8 protein-coding genes, 3 tRNA genes and 3 rRNA genes are annotated in these 16,892 nt (G+C 59.1%); 2 read left to right on the plus strand and 12 right to left on the minus strand.

Translation table 11 applies throughout. From position 1 onward, the window contains the following. Nucleotides 1-3: 3 nt before the first annotated feature. Complete coding sequence (locus NH195_RS13960) at nucleotides 4-1,212, plus strand: efflux RND transporter periplasmic adaptor subunit (RefSeq protein WP_066708101.1); 1,209 nt, start codon at nucleotides 4-6, stop codon at nucleotides 1,210-1,212. A 12-nt stretch (nucleotides 1,213-1,224) separates the two neighbouring features. On the opposite strand, the gene NH195_RS13965 is transcribed toward NH195_RS13960, so the two are convergent. From NH195_RS13965 to NH195_RS13990, 6 genes are all read right to left on the minus strand, one after another. Beyond that, complete coding sequence (locus NH195_RS13965) at nucleotides 1,225-2,226, minus strand: glycosyltransferase family 2 protein (RefSeq protein WP_066708104.1); 1,002 nt, start codon at nucleotides 2,224-2,226, stop codon at nucleotides 1,225-1,227. Nucleotide 2,227: 1 nt separating this feature from the next. Continuing rightward, a complete protein-coding gene (locus tag NH195_RS13970; protein ID WP_066708106.1) occupies nucleotides 2,228-4,552 on the minus strand; it encodes a sulfatase-like hydrolase/transferase in 2,325 nt (774 codons plus the stop codon). Continuing rightward, nucleotides 4,542-5,273 carry a hypothetical protein gene (locus NH195_RS13975; RefSeq protein ID WP_066708109.1) on the minus strand — a complete coding sequence of 244 codons (732 nt, stop codon included), beginning with the start codon at nucleotides 5,271-5,273 and terminating at the stop codon, nucleotides 4,542-4,544. The genes NH195_RS13970 and NH195_RS13975 overlap by 11 nt, the downstream gene beginning before the upstream one ends. Further along, nucleotides 5,273-6,655, minus strand: coding sequence for a hypothetical protein (locus NH195_RS13980; RefSeq protein ID WP_066708112.1), 1,383 nt, complete (start codon nucleotides 6,653-6,655; stop codon nucleotides 5,273-5,275). The genes NH195_RS13975 and NH195_RS13980 overlap by 1 nt, the downstream gene beginning before the upstream one ends. A gap of 82 nt (nucleotides 6,656-6,737) precedes the next feature. Beyond that, the gene (locus NH195_RS13985) at nucleotides 6,738-8,531 is read right to left on the minus strand and encodes a glycosyltransferase family 2 protein (RefSeq protein ID WP_066708119.1); all 1,794 of its coding nucleotides are present in this window, start codon (nucleotides 8,529-8,531) and stop codon (nucleotides 6,738-6,740) included. A gap of 9 nt (nucleotides 8,532-8,540) precedes the next feature. Further along, complete coding sequence (locus NH195_RS13990; RefSeq protein ID WP_081423937.1) at nucleotides 8,541-9,350, minus strand: hypothetical protein; 810 nt, start codon at nucleotides 9,348-9,350, stop codon at nucleotides 8,541-8,543. A gap of 236 nt (nucleotides 9,351-9,586) precedes the next feature. Between NH195_RS13990 and NH195_RS13995 the strand changes: the two genes are divergently transcribed. After that, complete coding sequence (locus NH195_RS13995) at nucleotides 9,587-10,702, plus strand: glycosyltransferase 61 family protein (protein ID WP_066708121.1); 1,116 nt, start codon at nucleotides 9,587-9,589, stop codon at nucleotides 10,700-10,702. 341 nt (nucleotides 10,703-11,043) lie between these two features. Here NH195_RS13995 and NH195_RS14000 read toward each other — a convergent pair. The 6 genes from NH195_RS14000 to NH195_RS14025 form a co-directional block, all read right to left on the minus strand. Next, nucleotides 11,044-11,120, minus strand: a tRNA-Met gene (locus NH195_RS14000). Nucleotides 11,121-11,175: 55 nt separating this feature from the next. Further along, nucleotides 11,176-11,290: ribosomal RNA gene (rrf, locus tag NH195_RS14005) — 5S ribosomal RNA — on the minus strand. Between the two features lie 88 nt (nucleotides 11,291-11,378). Next, nucleotides 11,379-14,206 (minus strand): 23S ribosomal RNA (locus NH195_RS14010). Between the two features lie 409 nt (nucleotides 14,207-14,615). After that, nucleotides 14,616-14,691, minus strand: a tRNA-Ala gene (locus NH195_RS14015). A gap of 24 nt (nucleotides 14,692-14,715) precedes the next feature. Further along, nucleotides 14,716-14,792, minus strand: a tRNA-Ile gene (locus NH195_RS14020). A 185-nt stretch (nucleotides 14,793-14,977) separates the two neighbouring features. Then, a 16S ribosomal RNA gene (locus NH195_RS14025) occupies nucleotides 14,978-16,444 on the minus strand. Together the 16S, 23S and 5S rRNA genes with 3 tRNA genes alongside form the textbook arrangement of a ribosomal RNA operon. Nucleotides 16,445-16,892 lie beyond the last annotated feature (448 nt).

Genomic DNA, 16,892 nt, shown 5'->3' on the forward strand with positions numbered 1-16,892 from the left:
CTGATGACTTCGAAATCCCGCAAATCGCTCTTGAGCCTGATTGTCATGGCCCTCGTGGCAGCGCTCCTGTTCATCGCCTTCCGCCCGCATCCGGTGGCGGTCGATCTCACGGAGGTGACGCGGGGCCATATGGCCGTGACGATCAACGCCGACGGCAAGACCCGCATCCGCAATGTCTATGAGGTCTCCTCCCCCATTGCGGGCACAGCGCTGCGCTCACCGGTCGAGGAGGGCGATGCGGTGACGGCGGGCGATACGGTTGCCCGCGTCGAACCCCTCAGCCCGTCCTTGATCGACGCCCGGAGCCGGGTTCAGCTTGAGGCCGCCGTCCGCGAAGCCGCCGCTGCGGCCGATCTCGCGCAGGCACAATTGCGGCAATCCGAAGAAGAGCTGTCCTATGCGCAAAGCCAGTTCGAGCGGACCAGGGCGCTTGTGACCCGCGGCGTTTCCTCCGTGACAACGCTGGAAGACGCGCAACAGCTCCTCTCTGTCCGCAACGCCGCCCGCGACGCCGCCGTGTCGAATGTCCAGATGGCCCAGTCTTCCCTGGCCCGCGCCAAGGCAGCGCTGATCGAGCCGGGAACCGAGGAGAGCACAAGCGAGAGCTGTTGCATCGCTCTCACCGCCCCGATTTCGGGCAGGGTCCTGTCGATCACCCAGGTCTCCGAACATGCGGTCGCGGTCGGCTCATCCTTGTTGTCGCTGGGCGATGTGACGGATCTCGAAATCGAAGCGGATCTGCTCTCCTCCGACGCCGTCGGCCTCGAGATCGGGGCCCGCGCCATGGTCGAACGCTGGGGCGGCACGCCCGCACTCGAAGCCCGCCTCAAGAGCCTCGCGCCCAAGGCCGAGACCCACACCTCGTCTCTGGGCATCGAGGAACAGCGCGTCTCCGCCGTCTTCGACCTCATTACCCCCGCTACGGATCGCCCCGGCCTCGGGCATCAATATGCCGTGTTTCTCAAGGTGGTGGAATGGGAGGCCGAGGATGTGCTCATGATGCCGGTCTCGGCGATGTTCCGCGACGGCGACGGCTGGGCGGTCTTCGTCAACGACGGCGGCGTGACCCGGCAGAAGGCGGTCGAGATCGGCCACCAGTCGGATCGCATGGTCGAACTGCTCTCCGGGCTCAGTGAGGGAGATCAGGTCATCCCGCATCCCGCCGACACGATTGCGGACGGGGTGCGCATCGTGGATCGCGAGAGCCTCTGACCTGCGCAGCGCCTAGGAGAAATAGCCGATTTTCTCGGCAATCATCCGGCCCTCTTCGGTCCCGAGGATCTGCGCCACCTTGGCCTTATGCGCCGCCACCGCGAACGCGTGCCATTCCGCAAGTTCCGGATCGCGGGCAAACCCGGCGCGGATCTTGCGCGTCAAAGGAGACGGCGTGACATAGCGCAGGTCCACATCCCCCGGGGTATTATAGCCTTTCCAATAGTTCACAGAGGCCCCCAGTCGCTCCGTCAACACCGCATCGCCGCGATCCACCTTGACCAGAAACGCCTCCATGCTGCGGATGGCATAATGGTTGAGCTGGGCGAATTGCACGGTGCTCACGGCGTCAATCGCCTTGGCCCCGCCATCGGTATAGTCCGCGTCGAGCACGCTGCCGGAGCCGTCCCGCCACACAAACCCGGTCTGCGAGAACTCCGCCAACAGAGGCCGATGATTGCGCCGCCGCGTGAACGGGACTTCGTTGCGGAACATCGTCTTCACCGCGTTCGACAGAGTTTTCCCCGCCGCCCGCGCCGCCTTATAGCCCTTGTTGCGCTCGGTGAACTGCCCGACCAGCGGCGCATCGACGAAAGCCTTCTGGCCATTGCTGTTATAGGGAATCGAGGTGAAGGAGATCACATCCGTCTTGCCCACCCGATCGAGAAACCCGTCGAGGGTTTTCGTCCGGGTGTTGACCTGGAGATATTCGTCCACGTCGGAGAACATGATCCAGTCCGCATCGCGGTAGATGTTGAACAGCGCAGCATAGCGCAACGCCATGACATGCCACGCGCCCTGGCTGCGTTTGAGCATGCGCGGATTGGGCACATGGGTGACATGACCCATCGCGGCCAGCCGGTCGAGGATGCGGTCGGTGCCATCGTCGCAATCGTTGGTCACGACAAAGAAATGATCGAACCCCAGCGCCATGTGATGCGCAACCCAATCGAGGATATAGGGTCCCTCGTTCTTCATCGGCGTCACGATCATGTAACGGCTTTTCTTCGCCATATCAGCGCCCCTTGTCCATGGTGCCCCGTACCGTCCCGACAATGGCTCCGACATCCGCCGCCCCTTCGAGGATCACGACGGAGGCCCCCAGCCGGATTTCGACACCCGCAGCACTCCCGCCGATCTCCGGCACCCCCGGCCAATCCGTGAGATCGAGCGTCACGCCCGGATGCCAGTCGGTGATTCGGCTCAGCCCGCCATAGGCGATGACATAGGTGGTCTTTCCCGGCCCGCCGGTGAGCGTGTTCTCCCCGGTGCCCACGCGGATCGTGTCGTCACCTTCCTCGGAGATCACCCTGTTGCGTCCCGGCCCTGTGTCGATCTCCGAAGACCCCGGCCCGTCGGTGATCAGATCGTTGCCATGCCCGCCGAAGATCGTATTGTGGCCTTCGTTGCCGTGAATCTCATCGTCGCCGGTGCCGCCATCCAAATGGTCGTGCCCGCCGCCGCCCCAGAGGTAATCGTTGCCCGCGCCGCCAAAGAAGCGGTTGCGGTCCTTGCGCCGTTTCGAGCGCGCGATCAGCCGGTCGTTCCCCGCGCCGCCATGGAATTCAGCGCCCGCGTATTTCGGCCCGATCATTACATCGTCGCCCAGCGAGCCCTGCACCTCGATCGTCACCCGCTCCGAGGTTTCAAACTCGATCGGACTGTCGGGATGGGCCACGATGCGCAGGCGTTTGCCATCGCGCGAGCCATCCGCATTGGCGGTCTCATTGCGCGACACCACCGTGGCGATGCGGATTTTTTCGATGTTGGCAGGGGCATGCAAAACGTAATCGTCCGGCCCCGCCATATACCAAAGCGTATCCGTGCCGCCGTCCTTGTCCTCGACGATCTTCTCGGCGTCCGAGCCATAGGCCCAGTAATCATTATCGCCGCGCCCCCCGGCCATCACCACCGTGCCGTCGACCGCCATCATCGCGTTGACCCCGTCGGCGGGGTTCTCAAATCCGCGCAGGTCCAGCCCGAGGTTCAAAGCACCTTTGACAAGCTCCTCGCGCAGCCGCTCCAGAGGTGCCGTCTCGGCAAGGTTCGTGGTCTCGCCCGGATCGGCCACCACGTCATAAACATGCTCCTCGCCATTCGGGTAGCGGAAATAGCGATACTGGCTCAGCCCCTCGACCGAAGGCCGCACAGAGAGCGTGCCGAACACACAGGTGATCGGCGATTTCGTCGTGTCGAACGTGCCAAAGCTCGCGTCGATCAGCGGCAAAAGGCTCTGCCCCGAGACCCAGTCGGGCCGATACGGCAGCCCCGCCAGATCCATGATCGTTTTCGGCACATTGTGCAGCGACACCGGCAGCGTGACCTCCGTCCCCGCCTCCATCCGCGGCGACCAGACGCAAAGCGGCACATGGGCGGCGCTGTCCCATTGGCTCATCTTGTGGAAACTGTCGTGATTACCGAGGTTGAAGCCGTTGTCCGACAACAAGATCACCGTGGTCTTGTCGCCAATCTCCGAGGCCTCCAGCGCATCGAGGAACCGCCCGATCTCATGGTCCACATGCGAACAGGCCGCGAAATAGGCCCGCACCACCTGCCGCCAGCCCTCGTCTCCCGCCCGCTCCGGCGTCCATTGACCATTGACGATATAGGCCAGCTCATAGACAGCCATGCCCGGCTGCGGCCCATGATAATCCGCCTCGGCGGCAATTTCCGGCCATGTGATCTTGTCGACGTCATACATCTGATAAAACCGGTCCGGCGTCACCAGATTGTAATGCGGATGCTTGAACCCGAGCTGGATGAGATGCCGCCGCTCCGGGTCGATTTTCGCCAGATGGTCGATGGCATTCTGCGCCACCCAAAAATCGAAAAACCGGTCGTCCTGCGAGCCGTCGTCATTCGGGTGATTGACCCCCGCAACCCCCGGCCCCTTGCCGTCGAGGTAATCCTTGACGCCCTTGCGCCCGCCCTTGTCATTGGCCTCCACGTCGTGGTGGAACAACAGGCGTTTGTACTCCTCCGGCATGGCTTTGTAATTGCCATCGGTCTTGCCGGTGGTGAAGGTCTCGAACCCGGCACGGCGCAGATCGTATTGCCACGCCGCCGTCGGCGGCAAAAGATCGCGCCAGAGCCGATTGAGATCGACAAGCCCGGTGCGAAACGGCGAAAGCCCCGTCGCCAGTTCGGCGCGGCAGGGCGCGCAGAGCGGCACGGTGGCATAGGCATTCGCAAAGCGCGCGCCCCTGGCCATCAGCCGGTCGATATTGGGCGTCTTGATCTCGATCCCGAAGGCGTTGCGCCATGTGAAAATGTCGATCATGTCATCAATCCAGATGACACAAAGATTGTCGCCCCGGATACTCTCGCGATCAAAGCCCATAGGCCGCCTCCTTTTGCCAAAGCGCCGTCAGCTTGCCATAGGCCTCCCCCGCAAACACATCTTCTCCCGGCCAGATCCAAAGCCGCGCGATCTGCGCCTCGCCCAGCGTCTTTTTGATCCCCGCCCGGTCGCTGCGACAGCCGATGAACAGGTCATGAAACCCGGCCTCCAGCCCCGAAGGCACAGCCAGCCCGCCGGGCGTCTCGCCATTGACCGCCAATTTCATCTTGCCGCCCTCGACCGAAGCACAGACCAGCGAGAAACGCCCCTGCGAATGCGCCATGGGTCGGGTCAGACCCGCCACGCCATCGCGGAATTTCAGCTCAACCACCCCGTCGGCTTCCGAGAGGAAAAGATAATCGCGCCCCTCGCGCGGGTTCAGCGTCATCAGCGTACTGGCCCGCCCCATCGGAGAGGCAAACATCACCGCCACACTGAACCGGGGCGCCTGAAGCGCCAGTTCTTCAAGGACAAATCCGCAATTCACCCCGTCCCGCAGCCGCAAGACGGGCCGGGCACCAAGGGTTTCTTGCCGCGCATGGCCCTCATTCGGGGTCGCCGGGCGCGCAACCCGGGTGCCCGACAGGTCGCGCCAACCGCTAACACGTCCGTCCTCGATCACCAGACCAGCCGCATCGAACACGATCCCCCCGGGGTTTTCTTGCGCGTCGGCAGCAGGCAGCAACGCGCCTTGGGGCAGGTCCATATCGACATATAACATCAGCCATGCACCTCAAGTCGGGCGGGCAAGGCCCAGCGTTTCACATCGGGTGCAAGCGAAGACGTCCAACTGTCACGCAAGGCACCGGGGCCGCCCCAAGCGTAGTTCAGCATCAGCCCCTTACGCGGGGCGTTTTCCGCCAGTTCGATCAGGATGTCGCGCGGCTCCTCCGCATCTACCGTGACCGAGGCAATCGCAATCGCACCCTCCGGCCCCGCAATCCGCAGCCCGCCATCGACGGCCCCAAACGGATTGTCAGCCTCCAGCACCAGAGGCGTCGCCGCATCGGTGCGCAGGCGGATCGCGCGCTTGCCCTCCCATTCGGCCAACAAGACCCTCGGACAATGCCATCCCCGCCCGGCTTCGATCTCCATCAATGCCGCCGCCTCCGTGCGAGCGCGCAGGCGCATCGCCGCTTCGGTCGGACGCAGCGCCTCGTCCAGCTCAAGCGCATAGCTCGGAAGCGTAAAGACCGGCCCCATCTCGCCACCATAAACCGCCAGCTCCCATTGTGCCGCCCGCCGGTCGCGCCCCGGCTCGGAGGCCGTGGTGTCGAACACCATCAGCGCCGGAACCGGCCGCAGGTCGATGCCCCAGAAGGCCTTGGCGAGCCGCTCCAAAAGCGCGCGCATCGCAGGCGCAAACTCGGCCTCCGGCGTCAAAATGTCTTCGAGCGCGAAATCGACACTCAGCGCGGCAAGCTTTGCGGGTTTGTTCAGGGTCTCAGCCAGCGCCTTGAGATTGGCGGCCGCGCGCATCAGATTGTCAAAGGCCTTGCCCGATGCCAGATCGGGCAGAGACGCCGAGCGGTCGGTCTCGCAACGTGCAAGGATCAGGGGCACCCCACGCCCCGAAGCCTGCCGCAGCCGCAGCATTTCCTCGGCCAAAAGCGCGTCCTGCGTCTGTTCGCGCAGCCCCTCGGCGCGATGGGTTTCGGGCGCGTCCTCGATCCCGGCCATGCCGACCGCGCCGATGTCATCCTCGGGCACCACGATATGATAGGGATAGGCCCCGGCCCCCGGAATGGCGCGCGTGCGTCGCGCGCCGCCAAGGCTCAACACGCCCAGAACCGGCCCCGGCGTTTCCGCCAGAATGGCTCCGCCTGCCAAGGCCCGCCGATAGCCGCGCGGCCCCGGCATGCCCGGAAGATTGGCGTCAAAGAACAGCCAATCTCCCAGCGCACGCAGGTTCCACGCATCGAGATCGCCCAGAAGCTCGGCATCCAATGGCGCGAAAAGGCGCTGGCGCAGATCGGCCACCACCTGATCGGACAGTTTCAGGATCAGCCCGGTGTCGTCATAGCGGATGACATCGCCGTTGCGCGCCCGCAAAAGCACCCGCCCGTCACCCGTTTGCTCGATACGTCTTTCGTCGGAAGACATTGCCTGCCCTTGCTGAACCCTGTTTCAAAGATAGTCCGGAATGTGTTGCCCTGTCACCCGGCCCTGTCACGACCGCCCTGCGTCACGTTCGGCTCCGATCGAAAATCAGCATGCCGCGATCCTGCCAGTCCTCGTTAAGGGCAAACCCGAGCCCTTCAAGCACGTCCTGATAAGCCTCTTGCGGCGCATCCTCACAAAACAGCTCCATCGGCAGGATGATCCGGCGCAACCGGTCGAGCTTCATGTTCACAAGCACGCCCGGCGTCACATCCCGGTCGCAAAGCCGCAAGACGGAAGGCCGGAAATCCTTGGCATAGGCCAGAAACCCGCTCGCCTCATCGGTCCCGTCCGTGGCGAACACCAGCGGCCCGTCGGTGACCCGTAACCGCGAGCTGTCCATCAGACCGTTGCGCCGTGCCAAGCCTTCGGTCACCCGCGCGATGTCGGGGCGGCTGTGCTGGGCCATGGCGATGAGATCGGGGACGGTCTTGAGCGCCTGAAGCACCACGACCCCCGCCTCGCCGCCGATGTTGAGAAACCGATCCCCGGCCTGCAACTGCGCGGTGATGAACCGCATGTGACGACGCGCGTATTTGCCCTCCGCGATCTGGTCCAGCGCATCGGGGCCGAACACGGCGGCATCGGCCGGGATCATGATGTCGTGATTGGCGACCACGTCGATATGCGGATTGTCCTGCAATTTCACCTTCGGCGGCAGGAAATCGTCATGCCAGCCATCGGCCACCGGGTTGCGGCGCTCTTCTTTGGGTTTGTCGGAGGTGGTCTTTTCGACCTCGCTCATGAGCGCAGCGATCTTGGCCGGATCGCGGGCCTGCGGCGGTTTGGCGACGACCTTGTTGATCGGCACCTTGCCCGCCTCGATCAGCCCACGCTTCATCTCGGCATAGGCTTCGGTCTGTTTGTACTCGTTGAGACGCGCCTCCACCCGGTCGAGGGCCGCGAAATGGAGCCGGTTCAGAACCGGGTCCTTCAGCAGCTCTGCCATGATCTCCGCACGCCGCGCCGCATGACGCAGGATCGAGTCGTCTTTCACCTCGTTGCGGTCCTGAAGCGCCCAGTAATCCGCGTTATACTTGTCTTTCTTGTTGTTCACGTTGCCGCGGAATTTGCGGATCGCATAGGCGTCGATACCCTTGACCGCATAGTGGTTCATCTGCGCCCAGTCATAGCCCAGCGTGCGCCGGATCGAGCGCCAACCGCGGAACTTGAAATAATCCTCCATCGGCACGCCCGAGCCGTTGAGCCAATGCACCGTGTCGGGATAGCCGTCCTTGAGATGCTTGGTCTTCATCTTCGGGCGGTGAATGCCGAGCTTCCAATATTCCGGGTCGAATTTGAACAGGGTCTTCACACCCCAGCCCTTGTTCCACAAAGGCGGTGCGGCGTAGAGATATTGCTCGGTCACCGGATCGCGCGACCAGTCCTCGACATAGCCCGACCCGAAAATGCGCCATGTGATGACGATGCCATTGGCACCCTTCTCTTCCGCCTCGCTCAGCATGCCGTCAAGCGTGCCGTCGCCATGTTTGATGCAGAGAAACTCATCGGCATCGAACACCAACACCCAATCCGCCGCCGCCACCAGCGGCTCCTCCTGCGCATAGTTGAGCGCGGAGGGCTGCGGCTTGATACCTTCGGGGATGTCGTTGCGCCGGTGATAGCCAAGGCCCAGCTCTTCGAGCCGGATCAGCATATCGTCGGTGCCGTCGCTACAGTCGTTGGTATAGACCAGAATATCGGTAAAACCGACCGCCATATGATGGGCGAACCACTCCAGAAGATAGGGCGCTTCGTCCTTCATCATCGACACGGCCATCACCGTGCCATGCGGGCTGACATGTTTCTTCAGATCCATGCCGCGCGCTTACTCCAGCGCCAGAGACGGGTCGATCCCAACTTCCTTGCACATGCGATCGGCATAGGAATTCTCCAGCGGCACGTTCTTGCGCCACCACGGTTTGGTGCCGTTGGTGTAGAGATGAACGCTGACCGTGTTCTCGGTGAACCAGCCTTCAACACGCCCGTAAGGATCGTAGAAGATGTCGTTCAACTGGAACGGCACCGGGTAGAGCACGTCGTTGGTCATCGCATGTTTGATGTCACCAGTCTGCTGGGCAAAATAGGTGAAAGCCTGCGGACCGAAGGCGGTGCGTTCGGTCTTGTAGATCCGAACCGGCAGAGGAATGGACGGGTCGAGCCGGTCCATCTTCTTGCGCTGGTTCTTGTTCCACCAGGCCGGGTAATCCGGCAGGTTGTCGTAATAATCCAGCAGACGGTCCATCAGCTCGCCCGTCTGCGGAATGCCGACCACACCACAGTTGAGCGCCCCGCGCATGCCGTGCCCCGCGTAGATATGCTCCCATTCGTCCGGGAAGGGCTTGTGGCAGAACGCATCGCAGTCGATCCAGATCGCGCCGGTCTTCTGGATCATCTTGTAGCGGAACACATTCGACAGGAAGGAAGCGGAGGTGTTCTCCACCACGCTCATGTCGATGTCCATGATCTCCGAGGCGGGGCGGATGTCGACGCCTTCGGGCGCGTTCGTCACCTCGTCGGTGCAATAGAGCGTCGTCGGATGGCCGTGCCGCAGGTGCGATTTGAGACACAACTGATTGAGATATTGCAGCTTGTCGCCGATCCACAGGGAGGCGACGGGACGACGGTTCAGTTCCATAATGATACTCTCTGCCCTGGTTGACCATATGAACGGGGTCTCTGCCCTTTTCTCGCGGAGCTTATCCCAAGCGCCCCGGCCTGTCTATTGCCGCTCACAGGCCGCCTAGGAGGAAAGTCGCGAGAAATCTTGCGAAACCCGGTGCTTGGCCCACCCGCACCACCGCAACTCGATTGCGCACAAGGCGATCTGTGCTAGTCTCCCGCAAAAGTCAAAATGTGACGAGATCCCGCCCCGTGTTCAATCCCCAGTCTCCCCTGACAGATGACATCGTGACACTCGAAAACGCGCTCATCGTGCCTTGGGGAGAAGGGCGCAAGCGCGGCATTTCCCGGCCCGCCGGGGTCTATGATGCACAGGGGGTCTATCAGCCGCTCAGTCAGTGTTTCCGCAACACCTCCGCCGCCACCACCACCGAGCCGAAAGGCCCGGTCCCAGAGGCAGAGGACGAGCTCAAGGGCACATGGCTGTTCGGCGGGCTGCTGTATCAGCATTTCGGTCACGCGCTTCTGGAATCCACCTCCCGGCTCTGGGCCCGCAGCGTGATGCCGGAGGTCGAAAACGTCGCCTTCCTGATGAAGAAACAGGTGAACCGCCCGCGTCGTTTCATCGATCCGATGGCGCCGATGATCGACATGTTCGCCGGAGGCATCGGCAAGCTCGCGGGGATCAAGGCCCCGACCCGTGTTGAGCGTCTTGTGCTGGCACCACAGGGGTTTGGCACCGGCGACATGATCGCCGGGAGCCCGGAGTTTCGCGCCCACATCCACAAGGTGCTCGCAGATCGCGTCAAACCCGAAGGGCCCGAAAAGATCTACATCTCCCGCACGGAGCTGTATTCGAAACGCGGTCGCTATTTCGCCGAGGACCGGATCGAAGCGCTGCTGAAAGCCGAAGGCTATCACATCTACCACCCGCAGACCCATGACCTCGAAGCGCAGGCGGCACAATATGCCGCGGCCCACACGATCATCTCGAGCGACAATTCCGCGCTGCACATGGCAGCCTTCTTCGCCCGGCCCGACAGTCGCCTGGCGATCATCCAGCGCCGCCCGGCCGATGTGCTCGACGACTATCTGACGCAATACCAATGGTTTGCCAGGATGCAGATCAACGTGATGGATGCGCTCAATGGCCGCTATTACCAGTTCGACGGAGCCGGACAATCGAACGAGCTTTACGCGGAGCTGGACTTCCCCACGCTCGGGCGCAAGCTTGTTGAAGCCGGCTACATCAATGACACAACGGGCTGGACCGCCCCCGGCCCCGAGGCGATCGAAGCGGAACGTCGTCTCTTGAGCGAGAAACTTGGCATCGAGATCCGGCTCGCGGAAATTTCGCACGAGGCTTAGCACTCAACCGACCGGTCAGTTGCGTCCCAGCCCCCTCTCACCCTATGGCTAGATCCCGTCATCAGGATAACGGTGGGCTTGAACCGAGCACACAAGAACATGTTTCATCCTCGCCATGCAAACGGTGAGCTTGTGGTACGTTCTGGAGGAAAGGGCATTGCGGAAATCGAATTCTGTTAAACTTTGTTAACAAAGAAATTCGACGGGTTGCCTATCCACCACACTGTTGAGCTCGCCCCATTTGCTTCCAGCGTGGTTTTTGGTACGCTACGGCCCAAACGCAAGAAACGCCCGGAAGGCGCCTATTGTTTTGTGTTATATGGGAATTTTGTATTCGACCTTGGTTGCGGGAGTAGGATTTGAACCTACGACCTTCAGGTTATGAGCCTGACGAGCTACCGGGCTGCTCCATCCCGCGACAGGGTCGAATGTGTGTTAAGCATCGTATGAGAGATTAATAAGCTGATTATTAGGTTTGGCGGTGACCTACTCTCCCACGTCTTAAGACGCAGTACCATTGGCGCAATCGTGCTTAACGGCCGAGTTCGGGAAGGGATCGGGTGTTTCACTGACGCTGTGACCACCAAACCGAATAATGAGCTTATGTCCAAGTCAAGTAAGTGTTGTGTATGCTTTTGATTTCGTTCGAGTAAGAGCAGTTTTGCTTTTACTGGATCAAATCAAGCCTATCGGGCAATTAGTACTGGTCAACTGAATGCATTGCTGCACTTACATCTCCAGCCTATCGACGTGGTGGTCTTCCACGGCCCTCAGGGATACCTTGTTTTGAGGGGGGCTTCCCGCTTAGATGCCTTCAGCGGTTATCCTTTCCGATCATAGCTACCCTGCACTACCGTTGGCACGATAACAGGTCCACCAGTGGATCGTTCACCCCGGTCCTCTCGTACTAGGGGCAACTCCTCTCAAGTATCCTACACCCACGGCAGATAGGGACCGAACTGTCTCACGACGTTCTAAACCCAGCTCACGTACCTCTTTAAATGGCGAACAGCCATACCCTTGGGACCTGCTCCAGCCCCAGGATGAGATGAGCCGACATCGAGGTGCCAAACACTGCCGTCGATATGGACTCTTGGGCAGTATCAGCCTGTTATCCCCGGCGTACCTTTTATCCGTTGAGCGATGGCCCTTCCACTCGGGACCACCGGATCACTATGGCCGACTTTCGTCTCTGCTCGACTTGTCAGTCTTGCAGTCAGGCTGGCTTCTGCCATTGCACTCAACGAGCGATTTCCGACCGCTCTGAGCCAACCTTCGCGCGCCTCCGTTACTCTTTGGGAGGCGACCGCCCCAGTCAAACTACCCGCCACACAGGGTCCCGGGCCCAGATAATGGGTCGCGGTTAGACATCAAGCAGAACAAGGGTGGTATCTCAAGGAAGGCTCCACAGGAACTGGCGTTCCTGCTTCAAAGCCTACCACCTATCCTGCACATGTTGTGCCTGATGCCAGTGTGAAGCTGTAGTAAAGGTGCACGGGGTCTTTCCGTCTAACCGCGGGAAGCCTGCATCTTGACAGGCAATTCAATTTCGCTGAGTCGATGTTGGAGACAGCGGGGAAGTCGTTACGCCATTCGTGCAGGTCGGAACTTACCCGACAAGGAATTTCGCTACCTTAGGACCGTTATAGTTACGGCCGCCGTTTACCTGGGCTTCAATTCAGAGCTTGCACCCCTCCTTTTAACCTTCAGGCACCGGGCAGGCGTCAGACCCTATACGTCGTCTTGCGACTTCGCAGAGCCCTGTGTTTTTAGTAAACAGTCGCCACCCCCTGGTTTGTGCCCCCAGCCAATACTTGCGTAGAAACTGGGCCTCCTTCTCGCGAACTTACGGAGGTATTTTGCCGAGTTCCTTCAACATCGTTCTCTCAAGCGCCTTGGTATTCTCTACCAGTCCACCTGTGTCGGTTTAGGGTACGATCTAATGAGAGGCTATTTCCAGGGACCGCTGAGCCGCCCATTCAATCCGATAAGGATGAACGACCTTTGCGATCCGTCACTTCTCTCTGGCCACTGAATATTAACAGTGTTCCCATCGACTACGCCTTTCGGCCTCGCCTTAGGGGTCGGCTTACCCTGCTCAGATTAGCTTTAAGCAGGAACCCTTGGACTTTCGGCGACAGGGTCTCTCACCCTGTTTGTCGCTACTCATGTCATCATTCTCACTGGTGATCTCTCCACGGGATCGCTCACGCGCCCGCTTCACAGAAAGCTTCGAGCCTCTAATGATCCCCTTGAGGATCGAAAGAGGCATGAAGCTATATCACACCACGCTCTGCTACCATGCCTTACGGCATCCTCGGCTTCGGCTCATGGCTTGAGCCCCGTTACATCTTCGCCGCAGGACAACTTATCTAGACCAGTGAGCTGTTACGCTATCTTTAAAGGATGGCTGCTTCTAAGCCAACCTCCTGGTTGTTTTGGTCGTCCCACCTGCTTTCCCACTTAGCCATGAATTAGGGGCCTTAGCCGGAGGTCAGGGTTGTTTCCCTCTCCACTACGGGCGTTAGCACCCGCAGTGTGTCTGCCATCTAGTACTCCCGGGTATTCGGAGTTTGGTTAGGATCAGTAAGCCTGTGGGGCCCCATTACCCATCCAGTGCTCTACCCCCCGGGGTATTCGGATGACGCTCTACCTAAATAGATTTCGCAGAGAACCAGCTATCTCCGAGTTTGATTGGCCTTTCACCCCTAGGCACAACTCATCCCGACCTTTTTCAACAGGTGTGGGTTCGGACCTCCAGTAAGTGTTACCTTACCTTCATCCTGGTCATGCCTAGATCACTCGGTTTCGGGTCTGATCCCACGAACTCATGCGCCCTATTAAGACTCGCTTTCGCTGCGCCTACACCTAACGGCTTAAGCTTGCTCGTAAGACCAAGTCGATGACCCATTATACAAAAGGTACGCCGTCAGGACTCGAGGTCCCTCCGACTGCTTGTAGGCGTCCGGTTTCAGAAACTGTTTCACTCCCCTCGTCGGGGTGCTTTTCACCTTTCCCTCACGGTACTGGTTCGCTATCGGTCAGTAAGGAGTACTTAGCCTTCGGGGGTGGTCCCCCGATCTTCAGACAGAATTTCACGTGTTCCGCCCTACTTAATACGTCACTCAAAGCTTCCTATACGGGGCTGTCACCCGCTATGGCCAGACTTTCCAATCTGTTCTAGTCACTCATCGTGCTCGGCTGGTTCCCGTTCGCTCGCCGCTACTAGGGAAGTCTCTATTGATGTCCTTTCCTCCGGGTACTTAGATGTTTCAGTTCCCCGGGTTTGCTCTTAAAACCCTATGTGTTCAGGTTAAAAGTACCTGTTTCAGCAAGATATAAGCAGCCTAAGCTATTATATCGAACTGTCAGGTGGGTTCCCCCATTCGGAAATCCATGGATCAAAGCCTATTCTCGGCTCCCCATAGCTTATCGCAGAGTATCACGTCCTTCATCGCCTCTTACTGCCAAGGCATCCACCAAACGCCCTTCTCGCGCTTGATTTGATCCAGAAAGAGCAAAACTACATGATGTCCTACCGCCTGTCGGCGACTTGAGGACGAAGTTTGCGAGCAACGCGAGCTGGTAAAGACGCGAAGCTATACTTTCAGGACCAAAAGCATACTTTCCCGCTTCCGATCTTGTATGGGATCGGAAACGCGCTGCAGTTCCGCAGAACCGCAACTTGGTTAGTTTACTTGACTTGGGCAACATCATCTTTTCAGCCGCGATACAGACGTTGGACCGGGAATGTGGTCCGCTGAATGCCTTCCTTGCGGAAGCGACCGAGATCAACCCTCACTTGGGCGATCAACGATGTTGCATTTAATCTCTCTATACGATGTCAATTGTCGTCTAAGATTAGACGAGCAAACACTGATCTCAGTGCTTGCTGATGTAATCTTAGTGGTAATGGTGGAGCCTATCGGGATCGAACCGATGACCCTCTGCTTGCAAAGCAGATGCTCTCCCAGCTGAGCTAAGGCCCCATACTCGCTGTTTCAGCGAATTAGTGGTGGGTCGAGGAGGACTTGAACCTCCGACCTCACGCTTATCAGGCGTGCGCTCTAACCACCTGAGCTACCGACCCAAGTCCAGACCGGTAGGTCTGTGATACTTTACGAAGAGATATGAGGACGGCCTGGCCGAGTTTGATCAACTATTGTTGATCTATGCTACATTTTAGTGTCCTACCGCGCAGAGCGCTACTTGAGGACGTGTAGCTGCTAAGTGTTTCACGAGAGTGGCAAGCCAATCTGCTAGAAACATCCTTAGAAAGGAGGTGATCCAGCCGCAGGTTCCCCTACGGCTACCTTGTTACGACTTCACCCCAGTCGCTGAGCCTACCGTGGTCCGCTGCCCCTCCGAAGAGTTAGCGCACGGCCGTCGGGTAGACCCAACTCCCATGGTGTGACGGGCGGTGTGTACAAGGCCCGGGAACGTATTCACCGCGTCATGCTGTTACGCGATTACTAGCGATTCCGACTTCATGGGGACGAGTTGCAGACCCCAATCCGAACTGAGACATCTTTTGGAGATTAACTCACTGTAGATGCCATTGTAGCACGTGTGTAGCCCAACCCGTAAGGGCCATGAGGACTTGACGTCATCCACACCTTCCTCCCGCTTATCACGGGCAGTTTCCCTAGAGTCCCCGGCCAAACCGCTGGTAACTAAGGATGTGGGTTGCGCTCGTTGCCGGACTTAACCGAACATCTCACGACACGAGCTGACGACAGCCATGCAGCACCTGTCACTGATCCAGCCGAACTGAAGGAAACGATCTCTCGTAACCGCGATCAGGATGTCAAGGGTTGGTAAGGTTCTGCGCGTTGCTTCGAATTAAACCACATGCTCCACCGCTTGTGCGGGCCCCCGTCAATTCCTTTGAGTTTTAATCTTGCGACCGTACTCCCCAGGCGGAATGCTTAATCCGTTAGGTGTGTCACCGACAAGTATACTTGCCGACGACTGGCATTCATCGTTTACGGTGTGGACTACCAGGGTATCTAATCCTGTTTGCTCCCCACACTTTCGCACCTCAGCGTCAGTATCGAGCCAGTAAGCCGCCTTCGCCACTGGTGTTCCTCCGAATATCTACGAATTTCACCTCTACACTCGGAATTCCACTTACCTCTCTCGAACTCAAGACTAGCAGTATCAAAGGCAGTTCCAGGGTTGAGCCCTGGGATTTCACCTCTGACTGACTAATCCGCCTACGTGCGCTTTACGCCCAGTAATTCCGAACAACGCTAACCCCCTCCGTATTACCGCGGCTGCTGGCACGGAGTTAGCCGGGGTTTCTTTACCTGCTACCGTCATTATCTTCACAGGCGAAAGAGCTTTACGACCCTAAGGCCTTCATCACTCACGCGGCATGGCTAGATCAGGGTTGCCCCCATTGTCTAAGATTCCCCACTGCTGCCTCCCGTAGGAGTCTGGGCCGTGTCTCAGTCCCAGTGTTGCTGATCATCCTCTCAAACCAGCTATAGATCGTAGGCTTGGTAGGCCATTACCCCACCAACTACCTAATCTAACGCGGGCCGATCCCTCACCGAAATTCTTTCCCCCGAAGGGCGTATACGGTATTAAACCCAGTTTCCCGGGACTATTCCGTAGTGAAGGGTACGTTCCCACGCGTTACTAACCCGTCCGCCGCTAAACCCGAAGGCTTCGCTCGACTTGCATGTGTTAGGCCTGCCGCCAGCGTTCGTTCTGAGCCAGGATCAAACTCTCAAGTTGAAAGCATATTACTATGCTAACCTTGACGTCGAACCTCTGCACATCACTCCTGAAACCGGCTAGGGTTCCAGGAAACTGTTTCTCGTGCTTGGTATCAAAGATACCGAAAGCCGACAAACAGTGAAGCTGACACTCCATCATCGAACCCAAGTCCTAGGAGTGCGATATACAGACGTTCTTGTCGTTAAGACCAAACCGCCCACATATCTCTTCGTTCATCTATCAATTTCAAAGAGCCAGAGACAAAAACCAGACCAGTGCGCCCTAACTTGCGGCGCGCCCGCCCAGATCTGCCTCAAAATTTTCTGCCTCGCTTCCCCTCAAGAACCCCTCTCTGGCGTCCCGTCCGTTCCGTCTGGCGTCCCGTGCCGCGCTGTCTGCGCCGCCGGTGAAGGGGGTTCTAAGGCGAGTGCTCAGAACCCGCAAGCAGTTTTTGAAAGAAAAATGA

The organism is Celeribacter ethanolicus (genome assembly GCF_001550095.1).
Taxonomy (GTDB): Bacteria; Pseudomonadota; Alphaproteobacteria; order Rhodobacterales; family Rhodobacteraceae; genus Celeribacter; species Celeribacter ethanolicus.

What these genes read in the sequence shown, in the direction of transcription:
- NH195_RS13960 (WP_066708101.1), top strand. Translation starts at nt 4, where the DNA reads ATGACTTCGAAATCCCGCAAATCGCTCTTGAGCCTGATTGTCATGGCC.
- NH195_RS13965 (WP_066708104.1), bottom strand. Translation starts at nt 2,226, where the DNA reads ATGGCGAAGAAAAGCCGTTACATGATCGTGACGCCGATGAAGAACGAG.
- NH195_RS13970 (WP_066708106.1), bottom strand. Translation starts at nt 4,552, where the DNA reads ATGGGCTTTGATCGCGAGAGTATCCGGGGCGACAATCTTTGTGTCATC.
- NH195_RS13975 (WP_066708109.1), bottom strand. Translation starts at nt 5,273, where the DNA reads ATGTTATATGTCGATATGGACCTGCCCCAAGGCGCGTTGCTGCCTGCT.
- NH195_RS13980 (WP_066708112.1), bottom strand. Translation starts at nt 6,655, where the DNA reads ATGTCTTCCGACGAAAGACGTATCGAGCAAACGGGTGACGGGCGGGTG.
- NH195_RS13985 (WP_066708119.1), bottom strand. Translation starts at nt 8,531, where the DNA reads ATGGATCTGAAGAAACATGTCAGCCCGCATGGCACGGTGATGGCCGTG.
- NH195_RS13990 (WP_081423937.1), bottom strand. Translation starts at nt 9,350, where the DNA reads ATGGAACTGAACCGTCGTCCCGTCGCCTCCCTGTGGATCGGCGACAAG.